This is a genomic window from Providencia sp. AGC89, assembly GCF_053543535.1.
The window spans coordinates 54883-73698 of record NZ_JBIXLP010000062.1 but is presented as its reverse complement, the minus strand read 5'-3'; the positions used below and the strand labels follow the sequence as shown (position 1 = coordinate 73698).

The window sequence follows — 18816 nt, the reverse complement described above, 5'->3', positions numbered from 1 at the left end:
CCGGCAAAAGCCGGTTTTTTTAGCTAATCAAGAAGCAAAATTACATTGCTTTAATTTGAGCAACTAAGTTAGCTTTATGACGTGCTGCTTTATTCTTGTGGATCAGGCCTTTACTTGCATGGCGATCAACAATAGGTTGCATGTCATTGAATGCTTTCTGAGCAGCTTCTTTATCGCCAGCAGCGATAGCAAGGTAAACTTTCTTGATAAAAGTACGTACCATAGAGCGACGGCTAGCGTTGTGCTGGCGACGTTTCTCTGCCTGAACGGCACGTTTCTTAGCTGATTTGATATTAGCCAAGGTCCAACTCCCAAATGTATTCTATTGAGGACAATTCAAAGGTCGAGGAATATGCCCTTTCGCCCTTCATTTGTCAATGGATTTGTGCAAATAAACATCGTGTACTTCGATGCTAATGCGTTGTGAATGGTGCAAGATTCTATCAGCAAATATGAGAAGAATACAGATCTTAGCGTGAAAAAATGCGTAATTGATGGCAGATATTTGAAAAAAATGAAAACTAAAAAAAAATTTGGCCTATCAATCAGTGGGTAGTATGAAATTTACCCGGTTATTGGTTGCTTATTAATCGTAATCTATGTTTAGCTATAGGCATTGATGAGAAAACGATAAAAATTTAATATTTTTAGAGACCTCGGAACAAATTTGTTGTATTGATAATCCATTGGTTATCCCAACGTTTTTGATATTCGTGCCTAACAGCTCTGTTTGGGTAGCATTATAACCGACTAATCACATAAAATGGGTCGGTAATAAATCGTGTAGAGATCAAAAAAATAGGGTTTAATGAAACCTTTTGCGAACTAAGGTTAACCTTAGGCGTCGTACAAGGTATAATCCTGCAATTTCCTCGGTATTGAGCCTGTTATGGAGCTAATTCGCGGTATACAGAATATCCGGGCGTGCCATCATGGTTGCGTGCTGACTATTGGTAATTTTGACGGTGTCCATCGTGGGCATCAGGTTTTACTTCAAAATTTGAAGCTCAAAGGTGCGGAGTTAGGGCTACCAACGGTAGTGATGATTTTTGAACCACAACCTCTTGAGTTTTTTATTGGTGACAAAGCGCCTGCGCGTTTGACACGTTTGCGAGACAAAGTGAAATATCTTGCAGATAGTGGTATTGATTACCTCTTATGTGTTGAATTCAACCAGCACTTTGCGTCATTGACTCCGGCTGAGTTTGTATTGGACTTACTTGTCAACAAACTAGGCGTGAAGTACCTTGCTATTGGCGATGATTTCCGTTTTGGGAAAAATCGTATGGGTGACTTTACCTTTTTAAAACAAGCGGGTCATGAATTCGGTTTTGAGGTTGCAGATACAGAAAGCTTTTGTGATTCGGGTCTTCGTATCAGTAGCACGGCTATTAGAAAAGCGATACAAGACAATGACCTTGAATTGGCAGAAAATCTGTTAGGGCATACTTATCGTATTAGCGGGCGGGTCGTACATGGTAACCAGCTCGGTAGGACAATCGGTTTTCCCACAGCTAACTTGCCGTTAAAACGTTTAGTCACACCAGTTACAGGTGTGTATGCTGTAGAAGTTTATGGTTTAGGCGATAAGCCTTTACCTGGTGTGGCGAATATCGGCACACGACCGACTGTATCTGGAAAAGGAACGCAGTTAGAAGTTCATCTGATTGATGCAAGTATGGATTTATACGGGCGTCATATTGATGTAGTGTTACGTAAAAAATTACGTGATGAGCAGCGGTTTGCTTCGTTGGAAGCGCTTAAGGAGCAAATTGCTAATGATGTAATTGCAGCGAGAGAATATCTTACTGCAATAGGAATCAGATAATTTAGCGGAAAATTGGAACTGAGAATCGATGAGTGATTATAAAAATACCCTGAATCTACCAGAAACAGGGTTCCCAATGCGTGGCGATCTCGCTAAACGCGAACCACAGATGTTAGAGCGCTGGTACAAAGAAGGTTTGTATCAGGCAATCCGTAAAGCAAAATCGGGCAAGAAAACGTTTATTCTGCACGATGGCCCTCCATATGCGAACGGTAGTATTCATATTGGTCACTCAGTTAACAAAATTCTCAAAGATATTATTATTAAATCCAAAGGGTTGTCGGGTTATGATTCCCCGTATATTCCTGGTTGGGATTGCCACGGATTACCTATTGAACATAAAGTTGAACAAATCGTAGGTAAACCGGGCGAAAAAGTTTCTGCCGCTGAATTTCGTGCACAATGCCGTCAATATGCAAAAGAGCAAATTGAAGGGCAAAAAGCTGATTTTATACGTTTAGGGGTTTTAGGTGAGTGGGATAAACCTTACCTAACGATGGATTTTAAAACTGAGGCTCATATCATTAGGGCATTGGCAAAAACCATCGAAAATGGCCATTTAGTGAAAGGGGCTAAACCTGTTCACTGGTGTACTGCGTGTGGTTCATCACTTGCAGAAGCTGAAGTGGAATATTATGACAAAACGTCCCCTTCTATCTACGTTCGCTTCCCTGCGGTAGATGGCAAAGCCGTATGCGAAAAATTTGGCATTGTTAGTGAAAAAACACCTTCATTAGTTATCTGGACGACGACCCCTTGGACTTTGCCTGCTAACCGTGCAATTTCTTTGAATCCTGAATTCAAATACAATTTAGTTGAAGCAAATGGCGAATTAGTCATTTTAGCTGCCGACCTCGTAGAAGATGTGATGAAAACATCCGGTATCGAGTCGTGGAAAGTGTTAGGTGAGTGTGAAGGCACTGCGCTGGAATTGCTGCGCTTCCAACATCCATTTATGGGCTTTGATGTTCCAGCAATTTTGGGCGACCACGTGACATTAGACGCCGGTACAGGAGCCGTTCATACGGCGCCAGGCCACGGTCCTGAAGACTACATTGTTGGTCAAAAATATGGTTTAGAAACAGCGAACCCAGTGGGTCCAGATGGCTGTTTCCTACCAAATACCTACCCAACATTGGATGGGTTATTTATTTTTAAAGCGAATGACCTGATCGTTGAATTACTCGATGAAAAAGGGGCATTGCTCTATAAACAAGCAATTCAACATAGCTACCCATGCTGTTGGCGCCATAAAACTCCTGTTATTTTCCGTGCGACACCTCAATGGTTTATCGGTATGGATAAAAACGGCTTACGTGAACAATCATTGAAGGAAATTGATATTGTTCAATGGATTCCTGGCTGGGGTCGTGCTCGTATTGAGGCAATGGTTGAAAATCGCCCTGATTGGTGTATTTCTCGTCAGCGTACATGGGGCACACCAATGTCTCTGTTCGTTCATAAAGACACTGAAGAGTTGCACCCTCGTACATTAGAATTAATGGAAGAGGTTGCTAAGCGTGTTGAGGTCGATGGTATTCAAGCATGGTGGGATCTTGACCCAGAAGAGCTATTAGGCGCTGAAGCGGAGACTTACCGAAAAGTCCCTGACACATTAGATGTGTGGTTTGATTCTGGTTCGACACATTTTGCAGTGGTTGATGCTCGCCCTGAGTTCCACGGTAATTCAGCGGATATGTACCTTGAAGGTTCAGACCAACATCGTGGTTGGTTTATGTCTTCATTAATGCTATCAACTGCGATGAAAGGTAAAGCACCTTACCGCCAAGTTCTGACACACGGCTTTACTGTTGATGGCCAAGGCCGCAAAATGTCTAAATCGTTAGGCAATACAGTGAGCCCACAAGATGTCATGAACAAACTGGGTGCGGATATCTTACGTTTATGGGTGGCATCAACCGATTATACGGGCGAAATCGCTGTTTCTGATGAAATTTTAAAACGTGCCGCTGATTCTTATCGCCGCATTCGTAATACGGCCCGTTTCTTATTGGCTAACCTGAATGGCTTCAATCCTGAAACAGACATGGTTAAGCCTGAAGATATGGTGCTGTTAGACCGCTGGGCGGTTAGCCGTGCGCTTGAAGCTCAAGCTGAAATTACTAAAGCATATGATGAGTATGACTTCCTATCAGTCATTCAGCGTTTAATGCATTTCTGCTCCATTGAAATGGGGTCGTTCTACCTAGATATCATCAAAGACCGTCAGTATACAGCGAAAAGTGATAGCTTAGCGCGTCGTAGCTGTCAAACTGCTCTGTTCCACATTGTTGAAGCATTAGTACGTTGGGTTGCACCTGTTCTTTCTTTCACTTCAGATGAAATTTGGAACCAGTTACCAGGTAAGCGCTCACAGTTTGTTTTAACCGAAGAATGGTATGACGGTTTATTTGGTTTAGATGCGTCAAACGAAATGAACAACAGTTTCTGGGCTGAGTTGTTAGCTGTTCGTGGCGAAGTGAATAAAGTGTTAGAGCAAGCTCGTACAGATAAACACATCGGTGGTTCATTAGAAGCGGCGGTCACACTGTATGCTGATAAAGCATTAGCAAGTAAACTGCAAAGCTTAGGTGACGAACTACGTTTTGTGCTACTGACATCACAAGCTACAGTTGCAGATATTGCAACAGCGCCAGTGGATGCGCAAGAAAGTGAATTAAGCGGCCTGAAAATTGCTTTCAGCAAAGCTGTGGGTGAAAAATGCCCACGTTGCTGGCACTATGCGAGTGATATTGGTTCTTCAAGCGAACAACCTGAAATTTGTGGTCGCTGTGTGACTAACGTAGCCGGCAACGGCGAAACCCGTAAGTTTGCTTAATGAAGGCGCCAATTTGTTCGACCGGTCTGCGTTGGTTATGGTTAACCATTGTGATCATCGTTGCGGATTTAGGGATCAAGCAATTAGTGCTAAAAGATCTCAATCTGTACGAACCGCATCCTGTAATGCCGTTTTTCAACATCATGTATGCCCAAAATTTTGGTGCTGCATTTAGTTTCTTAGCGGATGAAGGCGGCTGGCAGCGTTGGTTCTTCGCTGGGATAGCGGTTGGGATCTCCATTATTTTAATGGTTATGATGTATCGCCAAAGTGCACAAAAGCGCTTATCGAATATTGCTTATGCATTAATTATTGGTGGTGCAATTGGTAATCTGAGTGACCGGTTAGTTCATGGCTTTGTTGTTGATTACCTTGACTTTTACGTCGGTAATTGGCATTGGCCAACATTTAACCTAGCTGATATGGCCATTTGTATTGGTGCAGCACTCGTCATTTTTGAAGGTTTCTTGCCAGATAAACCAAAGCAAGAAAAAGCTAAATAAATTGGCGACACAATAGGTTACAATGCAATAACTCACAGCCCAGACTTTCTGGGCTGAATTTTATGACAAAATAGGTTTGGTTTATGTCTACTCAAATACAGGCGCAGAGCTCTGTTTTACTGCATTTCACATTGAAATTGGAAGATGGCTCTACCGCAGATTCCTCACACGCACAAGGAAAGCCTGCGTTGTTTGTCTTAGGGAATGATTCTTTATCTCCAGAACTTGAAGCCCAGCTTATTGGCCTCAATGAAGGTGAAAAGAAAAACTTTTCATTACCCGGAGACACTGTTTTTGGGAAACATAACCCTGATTTAGTGCAATACTTTTCATTGCGTGATTTTACTGAAACAGGTATACCTGAAATTGGTACTATCATGTTATTTAGCGCGATGAATGGCAGTGAAATGCCAGGGGTAGTAAAATCGATTGAAGGCGAATCTATCACAGTCGATTTTAATCATCCTCTGGCAGAGCAGCAGATTAGCTTTGAAATAGAAGTGCTTGAAGTAGACCCGCAATTGGAGGATCACAATGCAAATATTAATGGCTAATCCTCGTGGATTTTGTGCAGGTGTAGACCGTGCAATTAGTATCGTAGAAAGGGCGTTGGAAATTTACGGCTCACCTATTTACGTTCGTCATGAAGTGGTTCATAACCGTTATGTTGTGGATGATCTACGGCAGCGTGGGGCTATTTTTATTGAAGAAATTTCTGAAGTGCCTGATGGTTCAATTTTAATTTTCTCGGCACATGGCGTATCACAAGCTATTCGTCAGGAAGCTCGTTCACGTGATTTAACCATGTTATTCGATGCAACTTGCCCATTGGTCACTAAAGTTCATATGGAAGTTGCACGTGCAAGCCGCAAAGGTAAAGAGGCTATTTTAATTGGGCATGCAGGCCACCCTGAAGTTGAAGGTACTATGGGGCAATACAGTAACCCTGAAGGTGGTATGTACCTTGTTGAAAGCCCTGAAGACGTTTGGAAGTTAACCGTGAAAGATGAAAATAATTTGTCTTTTATGACCCAAACAACACTCTCAGTCGATGATACATCAGATGTAATCGATGCACTGACAAAGCGTTTCCCAAGCATTGTCGGGCCGCGTAAAGATGATATCTGCTACGCAACAACTAACCGCCAAGAAGCTGCGAGAGAGCTTGCTGAACGTGCTGATATTGTCTTAGTTGTCGGTTCTAAAAACTCCTCGAACTCAAATCGCCTTGCTGAATTAGCATCTAGAATGCAAAAACCTGCATTTTTAATTGATGGCGCAGAGGATATCAAAACAGAATGGCTAGCAGGTAAAAATATTATTGGCCTAACGGCTGGGGCGTCAGCACCCGATATTCTAGTTAGGCAAGTTATTGATCGACTTAAAGAGCTAGGTGCAGATTCTGTTGTGGAATTACAGGGACGGGAAGAAAATATCGTCTTTGAAGTACCTAAAGAATTACGAGTTGAAGTCAAAGAAATCAATTAATTATTTGCTGTAAATAAGGCAGCTACATTTTCATAAAGTAGCTGCTATTTTTATTTTGTTTAAACATTCATTTCCTGTTTTTTCCTACTATTAAAACTTTTTCTGATAATCAACGCGCTCTCTATGCTTTTGTTAATATCAATGCATTTTTGCTAGCGGATTGCCGCTATGATGGTTAATCTGTATCACAATCATTTTTCAGACTGCGGGCAATATATTAATTTTGCAGCCTAAAGCAGTTTAGATTCAATTTCTTGCATTAATAATGAAAAAAGGATGAACCATGGCAAATTCAGTGGTACGTGTTGCGGTAGTCGGCGCAGGTGGTCGCATGGGGCGGCAATTAATTCAAGCGGCACAAGAGCAAGAAGGTATTCAACTAGGCGCAGCCATTGAACGTGAAGGCTCATCACTCATTGGAGCTGATGCCGGTGAGCTTGCAGGGGTTGGTAAACTAGGTGTTTCTGTTGTTGATTCACTCAACCAAGTGGTAAATGATTTTGATGTTGTGATTGATTTTACACGCCCAGAAGGCACATTACATTATTTAGCATTTTGTAAAGAGAATCAAAAAGCGATGGTCATTGGCACGACAGGCTTCGATGAACAAGGTAAGCAAGCTATTGCAGATGCTGCAACGGTGATCCCAATTGTTTTCGCGGCAAACTTTAGTGTTGGTGTTAATTTAGTACTCAAATTACTAGAAAAAGCCGCAAAAGTGATGGGAACTTACACCGATATTGAAATTGTTGAAGCCCATCATCGATATAAAGTTGATGCGCCATCAGGCACAGCTTTAGCAATGGGAGAATCTATTGCTGGTGCACTTGGTAAAGATTTAAAAGATTGTGCGGTATATGCAAGAGAAGGCTATACCGGTGAGCGTGAAGCTGGGACGATCGGTTTTGCAACTATTCGAGCTGGTGATATTGTGGGAGAGCATACCGCGATGTTTGCCGATATTGGTGAGCGAGTTGAGATCACTCATAAAGCGTCTAGCCGGATGACGTTTGCAAATGGCGCAATAAGGGCATCAGGCTGGGTAGTCGCTAAAAAACCAAGTTTATATGATATGAAAGATGTATTGTGTTTAGATGATATTTAATTTTTAAATTATAATTTTTGTTTATAATCAGGTTGATATAGTCATCAACCTGATTATATTTAATGTTCGGTGTTTTTACCTTTTCAAGTAATCATTTCTATTTGTTTTCCTGTTTTTTAGTGCTTTTTTTATCACTAATTTCTCTTTAAACTGATTTTTAGCTGAGTTATTATCATTTTTACAGTTATCTTACGTTGCAACCGTTTACTTATTCATATTGGCTATCATTTTTGGTGGTCATAACGATAAATTCAGGGTAGCTTGGCAAAAAAGTAAGGTAAAATTGTAAAAAATGCATTTTTTTCTAGACAAGACCCTATCTCATCATTAGAATGCGCGCAATTTGCCAAAAATCTGCTTAAAAACTCATTTTGGCATTGATTTAGATCGCAAAATCTGAATTAATATGCAAAAAACGTGATTTATTATTCTCCGGAGGGTGTTTTGATTAAGTCAGCTATATTGGTTCTGGAAGACGGAACCCAATTCCACGGGCATGCCATAGGCGCAGAAGGTGCCGCAGTTGGAGAAGTCGTTTTCAATACGTCAATGACCGGATATCAAGAAATAATTACAGACCCTTCCTATTCCCGCCAAATTGTTACTCTCACTTATCCCCATATTGGTAATGTCGGCACAAATGCTGATGACGAAGAATCTCCAAATGTTCATGCTCAAGGCCTAATCATTCGTGACTTACCATTGGTTTACAGCAACTTTCGTGGGCAAGAAGGGTTGTCAGAGTATCTGAAACGCCACAACGTTGTGGCTATCGCAGATATCGATACACGTAAATTGACCCGCTTATTGAGAGAAAAAGGGGCTCAGAATGGCTGCATTATCGCAGGGGATAGTCCAGATGCCGCATTGGCACTTGAAAAAGCACGTAGTTTCTCTGGGTTGAATGGATTGGATTTAGCAAAAGAAGTCTGCACTAAAGAGATTTATAGTTGGTCTCAAGGATCTTGGACACTAGAAAATGGTCAGCAAGGTGCGAAAGCCGCTGAACAGCTTCCTTTACACGTCGTTGCCTATGATTTTGGTGCTAAACGTAATATTTTACGAATGCTAGTTGACCGCGGTTGCCGCTTAACAGTTGTTCCCGCAACGACCTCGGCAGAAACGGTTCTAGCGATGGAGCCGGATGGTATTTTCCTATCTAACGGGCCTGGTGATCCTGCCCCTTGTGATTACGCAATCAATGCAATTGAAACATTTTTAACCACCAATATACCTGTTTTTGGGATCTGCTTAGGGCATCAATTATTGGCTCTGGCTAGTGGTGCAAATACCATGAAAATGAAGTTTGGTCATCATGGTGCTAACCATCCTGTGAAAGATTTAGACAACGATGTTGTTATGATCACCGCGCAAAATCATGGTTTTGCTGTCGATGAATCAACACTCCCCGATACACTGCGTGTGACGCACAAGTCACTGTTTGATGGGACATTGCAAGGTATTCACCGTACGGATAAACCAGCATTTAGTTTCCAAGGCCATCCTGAAGCAAGCTCAGGGCCACATGATGCGGCGAACTTATTCGACCATTTCATTGATTTAATCAATGAATACCGTCAAAACACACCACGTCAAAACGCAAAATAATCGGGAGCAGAAAAATGGCAAAACGTACTGATATAAAAAGCATTCTGATTTTAGGTGCGGGCCCAATCGTTATCGGCCAAGCATGCGAATTTGACTATTCAGGTGCACAGGCATGTAAAGCGTTACGTGAAGAAGGTTATCGCGTTATTTTAGTTAACTCGAACCCTGCAACGATCATGACTGACCCTGAGATGGCTGATGCTACTTATATTGAGCCAATTCATTGGGAAGTGGTTCGCAAAATCATCGAAAAAGAGCGCCCTGATGCGGTATTGCCGACGATGGGTGGGCAAACGGCACTAAACTGCGCACTTGAATTGGAACGCAAAGGGGTTTTAGCCGAATTTGGTGTAACAATGATTGGGGCTACTGCAGATGCGATTGATAAAGCAGAAGACCGTCAGCGTTTCGATAAAGCAATGAAAAAAATCGGCTTGGGTACAGCGCGTTCTGGTATCGCACATAATATGGAAGAAGCCTACGCAGTTGCTGATGATGTTGGCTTCCCATGTATTATTCGCCCATCGTTTACTATGGGCGGAACGGGGGGCGGTATTGCATACAACCGTGAAGAATTCGAAGAAATTTGTACGCGTGGTTTAGATTTATCACCAACGAATGAGTTATTAATTGATGAGTCATTAATTGGTTGGAAAGAATATGAAATGGAAGTTGTCCGCGATAAAAAAGACAACTGCATTATTGTCTGTTCAATCGAAAACTTTGATGCGATGGGGATTCATACCGGTGACTCTATCACCGTTGCACCAGCGCAGACTTTGACGGACAAAGAATACCAAATCATGCGTGATGCCTCTATGGCTGTTTTACGTGAAATTGGTGTGGAAACAGGTGGCTCTAACGTTCAATTTGCTGTAAACCCTAAAGATGGGCGCTTAATTGTTATTGAAATGAACCCGCGTGTTTCTCGTTCATCGGCGCTAGCATCAAAAGCGACAGGGTTCCCTATTGCCAAAATTGCTGCCAAATTAGCGGTCGGCTATACCCTCGATGAGTTGATGAATGATATCACTGGAGGCCGTACACCAGCTTCATTTGAGCCTTCTATCGACTATGTTGTGACAAAAATACCACGCTTTAACTTTGAGAAATTTGCAGGCACGAATGACCGCTTAACGACTCAGATGAAATCTGTGGGTGAAGTGATGGCAATTGGTCGCACATTCCAAGAATCAATGCAAAAAGCCCTACGTGGTTTAGAAGTCGGTGCGACTGGTTTTGACCCAAAAGTCTCTCAAGAAGACCCTGAAGTATTAACTCGGATCCGCCGTGAATTAAAAGATGCGGGAGCAGAGCGAATTTGGTTTATCGCAGATGCTTTCCGCGCAGGTCTTTCGGTAGATGGTGTCTTTAACCTAACGAATATCGACCGTTGGTTCTTAGTACAAATTGAAGAGTTAGTCCGTTTAGAAGAGAAAGTTGCAGAGTTAGGTGTAAATGGCCTGACAAAAGACTTTTTACGGGTATTGAAGCGCAAAGGTTTTGCAGACGCACGTCTTGCTAGCTTAGTTGGCGTCTCCGAAGCCGAGCTACGTAAATTACGCCAAGGGTATGGCTTACACCCTGTTTATAAACGAGTAGACACTTGTGCAGCAGAGTTTGCAACAGATACGGCTTATATGTATTCCACTTATGAAGAAGAGTGTGAATCAAACCCAAATAATGATAAGCCCAAAGTAATGGTATTAGGCGGTGGTCCGAACCGTATTGGCCAAGGGATTGAGTTTGACTACTGTTGTGTACATGCTTCTTTAGCACTACGTGAAGATGGTTATGAAACCATCATGGTTAACTGTAACCCTGAAACGGTTTCAACAGATTATGACACATCTGACCGCCTGTACTTTGAGCCAGTGACATTGGAAGATGTTCTTGAAATTGTTCGTATTGAACAACCACAAGGTGTGATTGTGCAATATGGCGGTCAAACTCCGCTTAAATTAGCGAGAGCACTTGAGGCAGCAGGTGTTCCTGTTATTGGTACTAGCCCTGATGCCATTGACCGCGCTGAAGACCGTGAACGGTTCCAACAAGCAGTTAATCGTTTAAATTTAAAACAACCCCAGAATGCAACGGTAACTGCTATTGAACAAGCGGTTGAAAAAGCTGCAGGAATTGGTTACCCACTGGTAGTTCGCCCATCTTATGTGCTAGGCGGTCGTGCGATGGAAATCGTGTATGATGAGGTGGATTTACGCCGTTATTTCCAAACCGCGGTGAGTGTATCGAATGATGCACCAGTACTGCTTGACCGTTTCTTAGACGATGCAGTTGAGGTGGATGTTGATGCGATTTGTGACGGTGAAATGGTATTGATTGGTGGTATTATGGAGCATATTGAGCAAGCCGGTGTGCATTCTGGCGATTCCGCATGTTCGTTGCCTGCCTATACCTTAAGCCAAGAAATTCAAGATGTCATGCGTGAACAAGTTCGTAACCTTGCATTTGAGTTACGTGTGCGTGGCTTAATGAACGTACAGTTTGCGGTGAAAAATAATGAGGTGTACTTGATTGAAGTTAACCCTCGAGCAGCAAGAACCGTCCCATTTGTGTCGAAAGCAACCGGTGTGCCATTAGCTAAAGTGGCAGCACGTGTGATGGTTGGGCAAACATTGGCTGAACAAGGTGTTACAGAAGAAATCATTCCCCCTTATTACTCAGTGAAAGAAGTTGTTCTTCCATTTAATAAATTCCAAGGCGTAGACCCGATCCTTGGGCCAGAAATGCGTTCAACGGGTGAAGTCATGGGCGTCGGGCGGACATTTGCAGAAGCATTCGCTAAAGCAATGTTAGGCAGTAGCTCAACCATGAAAAAATCAGGGCGAGCGCTCCTGTCTGTCCGTGAAGGTGATAAAACGCGCGTCGTGGATTTAGCCGCAAAATTGCTAAAACATGGTTTCGAATTAGATGCGACGCACGGAACAGCGATTGTATTAGGGGAAGCTGGGATTAACCCTAGGTTGGTGAATAAGGTTCATGAAGGTCGTCCACATATTCAAGATAGAATTAAGAATGGTGAATACGATTATATTGTAAATACAACCGCGGGGCGCCAAGCCATTGAAGATTCTAAATTAATTCGCCGTAGTGCCTTGCAGTATAAAGTACATTATGACACAACGTTAAACGGTGGGTTTGCAACGACTATGTCATTGAGTGCTGACCCAACAGAAAAAGTGATTTCAGTTCAAGAAATGCATGCGTTAATTAAGTAAATTATTCATTAGCCATTAATGAGCCCCTGCAGTTCAGTCTGCTGGGGCTTTTTTGTTTATCTGGGGATAATATGCAATTTCAATAAAAAAATGCAAAATGCTGGTTGACTCTCACGTAACGTGAGGCACTAACCTTAGTCGCAATTACAGGAGGAACGTATGCTATTTCAAGTCGGTGAAATCGCGGAAAAAACAGGGTTAACCATCCGTACACTTCATCATTATGAAGAGATTGGCTTGTTGCTTCCAACTGCAAGGACCGATGCGGGTTATCGGCTTTACAACATGCAATGTATAGAGCGTTTAACGCAAATTCAATTGTTACGGCAAGTTGGAGTCAAACTGAAAGACATCGGTGAATTACTCGATGGTCAGAGTGGGGATATCGCAAGTTTGTTGCAAGAACGTATTGCATTATTAACGGAACAAATGGAACAAATGGCAACGTTACGTTATCGATTAGAGCAATTACATAGGCAAATGCAAACAGGAGATGTTTTAACTCAGGCTGATTGGTTTTCTGTATTGGAGATGATGTCGATGTTTGATAAATATTTTACCCCCCAAGAGTTGGAACAATTGCCATTGTATACAGCACATACGCTGAAAAACCAAGAATGGCAACAGCGTATAGCAGCAGTAAGTCAGTTAATGGAGCAAGGTGCAGCACCGCAATCTACAGAGGTGCAACAAATTGCACATGAATGGATGACCGCACTAGAAAGAGATACCGGAGGGAACCCTGATTTCTTTGCTCGGCTGAATCAAATTCATTTATCCGATAATACATTAGCTTATTCATCGGGGATTTCCGTTGCAATGATCCAATATGTTGCAGAGGGTTTTAGTGAATACCAATTGTCGTTGTTTAGACCACATTTAACGGCTGCACAATTTGCTTTGGTTAGGCAGCATTATTTTGCTTCGGGGCAGGTGTGGCCCGAATTAATTGCAGGTTTATATAATGCAATGAAAGCACGTAAATCCCCAGACTCAGAGGAAGTTCAGCAGTTGGCGAAAACCTGGTTAGCGATGTTTAATCAATTCACGGGGAAAGACCCTGAACTACAGGAAAAGATCCGTATGGTATATCGAGAAGAACCAAGGATTTCTCAAGGGACGTGGATGACCCCAGAAATTGGTCAGTATTTGTTTTCAGCTATCACTGTTTTGATGGCGCAATAAGTGAAATGGCCGCTATTTAGCGGCCATTGAAGTTGCTGACGAAGCGGGATAAAAGCGTGGTTTTCCCCGCTCCGTGTTATCAGCCGAAAATCAATGAATTGATTTTCCTCGTTTATTTCAGAACCCCTAACGACTGTCGCCAAACATGATATGTTTGTCAACAGTCTGAATGGCCGCTATTTAGCGGCCATTGCTGTTATCAATTTTATTTGTTATTTGACAGGGCCTTACGGTGTTTCCAATACACGACAATTGAACCAATTAACCCACTCACGAGTAAAACAACAGGGATGATCATCAGTGCGCTGATAACAATTTGCTCATGTTCTTTTACAAAAGGAATTTGATTGAGGGCGTAACCTAAGCTCACAATTAAGCCAACCCATAATAAGCCACTTAACCAATTGAAAAATTGGAAACGACGGTGACTGAGTTCGGATAGCCCCGCGAGCAATGGTAATATTGTTCTAACAAATGCAAGAAACCGGCCTATAAGCAACGCATATAACCCTTGTTTGTTAAACATATTGTTTGCTTTAGTATGATATTCCTCAGGGATTTGGGATAACCAACGTTTGACAACGGTGGTCTCGCTTAGCCATCTTCCTTGTAGAAAACCTAGCCAACACCCTAAACTTGCCGCCACCGTTAACAATAATATGGTTGGAATAAAATGTAATACACCTTTGGCTATTAGTGCACCTGACAAGATAAGCAAGGTGTCTCCCGGTAAAAATGCAGCGGGAAGAACGCCATTTTCTAAAACAATGACAACAAAAAGCACGGTATAAATAACCCAAAGCACTTCAGGGTTGGAGAGTTTAAGGAAATCGTGGTTCCAAAGTGCCAGTACGATTTCGCGTAGGACTTCCATAATCGTTCCTGTATTTGCGTAAAAGCGAATTTCTTTATTAACTATATTACAGGAAAAATGTGCGTCGAGTTTGATTTGTTTGATGAATTAGTGATTTAGCAAATTAATTGCAGGCAACAAGCAAATGGAAACCTGCAATTTAAAATAATTAATTTATTGATTTTTAATGAAAATCAAATTCGCTCGAAAGCTAATTGTAAATCATGAATTAAATCATCAGGGTGCTCTAAGCCGATATGCACTCGGAAAAATGTCCCCTCTTTAGGTGAAAAATCATATTGGCGCATGTTTTGTAAATCCTCTTTTTGATACCCCAAAATCAGTGATTCAAACCCACCCCATGAATACCCCATTTTGAAATGAGTAAAGTTATCAAGAAATATGGTGAATTGCTCAGGAGATAATCGAGATTTTAGTTGAAAAGAGAATAAGCCATTACAGCCAGAAAAATCGCGTATGAAGTATTCATGACCGGGCGATGATGGAAGTGCAGGATGAAAAACTTGGTCGACTTCTGGCCGTTGCTGTAGCCAGTGTGCAATCTGCAAACTATTAATTTGGTGCTGTTTTAATCGAGTTGCTAGGGTATGAAGCCCTCTGTTTGCCATATAAACGGTATCAGGATCTGCGGTTTGGCCTAATAGATAAGAATTTTCACGTAATGTTTCGATACAACGTTGATTGGCAACAGCAAGACCTAACATGCCGTCAGAGTGGCCGTTAATATATTTTGTGGCAGACTGAATGGATATATCAATATCGAATAATAAGGGCTTAAGCAATACGCCAGCCGCCCAAGTATTATCAATCATAATAATAATTTCAGGTGATTTGGCACGGACTGCATGAACAATAGCCGGTAAATCATGAACTTCCATTGTAATAGAGCCGGGTGATTCTAAGAAGACGATACGAGTATTTGGCTGGATTAACTCAGCGATATCTTCCCCAATTAATGGGTCGAAATAAGTCGTTTGAACGCTTAGCTTAGTTAAAATGTTGTCGCAAAAATTCTGCGTAGGGTCATAGGCAGAGCCGGTAACAAGGATGTGCTCTCCCGCTGAAATAAAAGACAAAATAGCATTGGTAATTGCGGCTGCACCCGAAGGATAAAGCACACAGCCAGCCCCTTGTTCTAATTCGGTCATTGCTTCTTGAAAAGCAAAATGTGTTTGTGTACCCCGTCGCCCATAAAATAAAGTGTTACCTGCACGGTGACGGGTTGCGTGACGTTTTTCTTCCAGAGTGTCAAAAATAATAGATGATGCACGCTGAATAACTGGGTTTACCCCTTTTTGTGTGTACTTAGGGTTTCGACCAATATGTACTAATTGAGTTTCAGGTTTACTCTCTGCCATGATTTTTCCCTACACAGAATGTGATTTGCCGAATTCTAAGATGATTAATACTAAGACGTTAAATGATCTCGAAGGAAATGTAACCTGAGTATTCTTCAACTTTCATTTTAAATATGGGGATGAAGTAAATTTGTGGGTAATCTACCGAGTGAAAGCAACCAAGGCCGATGGTGAACTAGCTAAATTGTTAACTCAAGGCTGAAGATAAATAACCGTATCATAGAAGAGGGCTTCTTTGTCGAAGAGCAAAAAAACATAAAAAAATTGCAAATACTAATGATAATTACTATCAATTCGCGCTGTGTTTGATATTATCAGCAGCGTCTTTTTGAAAAGAATGGACAGTGCGAGTCAAATTTCGCTTTTAATGGTTAGTCGATGAATGGCACAATCATCGATATAAATTTTGTTATACAACACTAAAAAGAGAGTAAAGGCCAACTGATGCGTAAACTAACAGCTTCTATTCTATTGGCGTTCGGCTTGATGGGGACGGCAGTCGCTGAAACCACACCTGCAACAACACCAGCGGCGTCTCAAAATACATCCTCAACACCATCGGTAGAAAATTCTGCTACGCCAACCACAACGGCACCAAATGCTGAGGTTGCATCAGTACCCGCAGAGCCCATTCAAGGGGAAGGTGGAAATACATCAGCGGTTAGCGAAAATATTGAGCTGGCAACAGAGGCACCAACTGGCGGGTTTGATCAAGACTTATCTGTTTGGGGGATGTACCAAAATGCAGATAATGTGGTTAAAACCGTGATGATAGGTTTAGTCATTGCTTCAATTATTACTTGGGCACTGTTCTTTTCAAAAGGGTTAGAAATCTTAGTTGCACGTCGCCGCTTAAAAGAAGAAGCCAAAGCGATTGCAGAAGTAAAATCACTTGATGAAGCTGTCAGCATTGCAGATGGTTTCAAAGCTAATAGTGTTACCCGTATGCTATTAAATGAAGCTGTTAATGAAAGAACACTTTCTGTCAATAGTACTGACTTATCAGGGACTAAAGAGCGTACTTCGTTCCGCCTCGAAAGAGCTGTCGCTGGAATTAGCCGTTATATGGGGCGCGGAAATGGTTATTTGGCAACGATTGGCGCGATCTCTCCATTTGTCGGTTTATTTGGCACAGTTTGGGGGATCATGAACAGCTTTATTGGAATTGCTCACTCACAGACCACTAACCTTGCCGTCGTTGCACCAGGGATAGCAGAAGCATTGCTAGCGACTGCAATTGGTCTTATCGCCGCAATTCCAGCCGTTGTGATTTATAATATTTTTGCTCGGATGATCAACAACTACCGTGGTCAAGTAGGGGATGTCGCTGCTCAATCTGCATTATTATTGGGACGTGATCTCGATCTGGCAAATAGCAAAGCAAGGTAATTATTATGGCAATGCGTTTAGGTGACGAACAAGACGATAGTGGTGAAATGCATGAAATTAACGTAACGCCTTTTATTGACGTTATGTTAGTTTTATTGATTATCTTTATGGTTGCGGCACCGTTGGCAACTGTTGATATTAAAGTCAACTTACCTGCTTCGACTGCGAAGCCGCAGCCACGCCCAGAAAAACCCGTATTTCTAACTGTTAAAGCAGACAACCAACTCTTTATTGGTGATCAAGCGGTATCAAAAGATCAGCTTTCAGCAATGCTTGACCAAGCCACTAGTGCGAATAAAGATACAACAATCTTTTTTCAAGCTGATAAGAGTGTAGATTATGAAACTATGATGGATGTAATGAACGCATTACGCCAATCAGGGTATTTAAAAATCGGTCTAGTTGGTATGGAAGCGACATCCTCTTCTAAATAAGGGGAGCATCAAATCTTTCCGGCGCGTTTTATCCTTTGGGATGGAACGCGTTTTTTTATGTATAAAATTAATTGTTCAAAAATAGCTATGTAGTGTTTTGAGCTAACCTCTTTATAGTATTTCTCTTGTGCTTAATCATATTTTTTAGTGATTAACTTATTTTTAAAGCGTTTTATTCTTATTTCACACTATTTTTTCGTCAAATTTATGGGGCTATAGTTTGTTCTTCATGTTTTTTCGCCGATTTTTAGGCGGGGCGTTGGTTATAGTAATAAAAAAATAAGGGGGAACATTAAATTTTATAATGAATAGGTGTTGCTTGGCATCTGATTTTTGATGATAACGGTAAGTGATAGCTTTATTTTTCTAGAATACGCATAAGAAATGTTGATTATTGAGTTGGTTTTTTAGTTTTAAAATGCGAGTTTGTCTGGTTGTAAATGCTTTTTATTTTGTTAAAAACAATTTTAAAGATAAGTTATATATAATAAAAAATAAACCATTTTGTTAATAAGGTTTTATGTTTTTATCTTTTTTACCTGTTAATATCAATAACCATATATATGTTACGGCCATTTTATTGTTTAAAAAAAAACAAAAAATGATTGTTAATCATAGGAATAGTAGCTATTAGTTTTATTATGTAAATTTAAAATACACAGATAAGTATATCTGCTTATTTCTTTTGTTTTTTTATATGTAAGTATTATTAATGTTTATATGGGGTTTGAAATCTTAAATAATATATTTAAGTAATTATCTGTAGTGATTAAATAATATTAAAGTTATTTATTGGAAATTATTTTAAATATGTAAAATATATATTTAACGAATAAATGTAAATTGTCTGTAATATCTTAACTATAAGACTATTATTTTGTTGTTTTTCTGTGAATTTACATAACTAATTGATTTAAAATGAGAATGTTTTTTTATTTTCACGTAGGGACTCGAACAAAAAAATGCTTG

14 protein-coding genes are annotated in these 18816 nt (G+C 41.1%); 11 read left to right on the top strand and 3 right to left on the bottom strand.

Features of this window, described 5'->3' with window-relative positions; translation table 11 throughout:
- Positions 1-40 precede the first annotated feature (40 nt).
- A complete protein-coding gene (gene rpsT, locus ACIPUA_RS11705) occupies positions 41-301 on the bottom strand; it encodes a 30S ribosomal protein S20 (RefSeq protein ID WP_042846982.1) in 261 nt (86 codons plus the stop codon).
- A gap of 588 nt (positions 302-889) precedes the next feature.
- On the opposite strand from rpsT, the gene ribF reads away from it, so the two are divergent.
- From ribF to ACIPUA_RS11660, 9 genes are all read left to right on the top strand, one after another.
- On the top strand, positions 890-1828 hold the full coding sequence (gene ribF, locus ACIPUA_RS11700; RefSeq protein ID WP_042846981.1) for a bifunctional riboflavin kinase/FAD synthetase: 939 nt from the start codon (positions 890-892) through the stop codon (positions 1826-1828).
- Positions 1829-1856: 28 nt separating this feature from the next.
- On the top strand, positions 1857-4667 hold the full coding sequence (gene ileS, locus ACIPUA_RS11695) for an isoleucine--tRNA ligase (protein WP_042846980.1): 2811 nt from the start codon (positions 1857-1859) through the stop codon (positions 4665-4667).
- Complete coding sequence (gene lspA, locus ACIPUA_RS11690) at positions 4667-5170, top strand: signal peptidase II (protein ID WP_042846979.1); 504 nt, start codon at positions 4667-4669, stop codon at positions 5168-5170. Before ileS ends, lspA begins: the two co-directional genes overlap by 1 nt.
- A gap of 83 nt (positions 5171-5253) precedes the next feature.
- Positions 5254-5724, top strand: a complete 471-nt coding sequence (fkpB, locus tag ACIPUA_RS11685; RefSeq protein WP_042846978.1) for an FKBP-type peptidyl-prolyl cis-trans isomerase — start codon at positions 5254-5256, stop codon at positions 5722-5724.
- The gene (gene ispH / locus ACIPUA_RS11680; RefSeq protein ID WP_071547700.1) at positions 5705-6658 is read left to right on the top strand and encodes a 4-hydroxy-3-methylbut-2-enyl diphosphate reductase; all 954 of its coding nucleotides are present in this window, start codon (positions 5705-5707) and stop codon (positions 6656-6658) included. The genes fkpB and ispH overlap by 20 nt, the downstream gene beginning before the upstream one ends.
- A gap of 283 nt (positions 6659-6941) precedes the next feature.
- Positions 6942-7763: a 4-hydroxy-tetrahydrodipicolinate reductase gene (gene dapB / locus ACIPUA_RS11675; RefSeq protein WP_042846976.1), complete on the top strand. Its 822-nt coding sequence runs from the start codon at positions 6942-6944 to the stop codon at positions 7761-7763.
- Positions 7764-8207: 444 nt separating this feature from the next.
- Positions 8208-9371 carry a glutamine-hydrolyzing carbamoyl-phosphate synthase small subunit gene (carA, locus tag ACIPUA_RS11670; RefSeq protein WP_048608414.1) on the top strand — a complete coding sequence of 388 codons (1164 nt, stop codon included), beginning with the start codon at positions 8208-8210 and terminating at the stop codon, positions 9369-9371.
- 14 nt (positions 9372-9385) lie between these two features.
- The gene (gene carB, locus ACIPUA_RS11665; protein ID WP_042846974.1) at positions 9386-12607 is read left to right on the top strand and encodes a carbamoyl-phosphate synthase large subunit; all 3222 of its coding nucleotides are present in this window, start codon (positions 9386-9388) and stop codon (positions 12605-12607) included.
- A gap of 159 nt (positions 12608-12766) precedes the next feature.
- Entirely contained in the window at positions 12767-13792 is a 1026-nt protein-coding gene (locus ACIPUA_RS11660) for a MerR family transcriptional regulator (RefSeq protein WP_042846972.1), read from the top strand.
- Positions 13793-13997: 205 nt separating this feature from the next.
- On the opposite strand, the gene ACIPUA_RS11655 is transcribed toward ACIPUA_RS11660, so the two are convergent.
- Together ACIPUA_RS11655 and metC are read right to left on the bottom strand one after the other, a co-directional pair.
- Positions 13998-14666, bottom strand: coding sequence for a DedA family protein (locus tag ACIPUA_RS11655; protein ID WP_042846971.1), 669 nt, complete (start codon positions 14664-14666; stop codon positions 13998-14000).
- A 173-nt stretch (positions 14667-14839) separates the two neighbouring features.
- On the bottom strand, positions 14840-16024 hold the full coding sequence (gene metC, locus ACIPUA_RS11650; RefSeq protein WP_129466865.1) for a cystathionine beta-lyase: 1185 nt from the start codon (positions 16022-16024) through the stop codon (positions 14840-14842).
- Positions 16025-16468: 444 nt separating this feature from the next.
- Here metC and exbB point away from each other — a divergent pair, with 444 nt between their 5' ends.
- On the top strand, positions 16469-17413 hold the full coding sequence (gene exbB / locus ACIPUA_RS11645) for a tonB-system energizer ExbB (RefSeq protein ID WP_042846969.1): 945 nt from the start codon (positions 16469-16471) through the stop codon (positions 17411-17413).
- Positions 17414-17418: 5 nt separating this feature from the next.
- Positions 17419-17847: a TonB system transport protein ExbD gene (gene exbD / locus ACIPUA_RS11640; protein ID WP_042846968.1), complete on the top strand. Its 429-nt coding sequence runs from the start codon at positions 17419-17421 to the stop codon at positions 17845-17847.
- Positions 17848-18816: the final 969 nt, after the last annotated feature.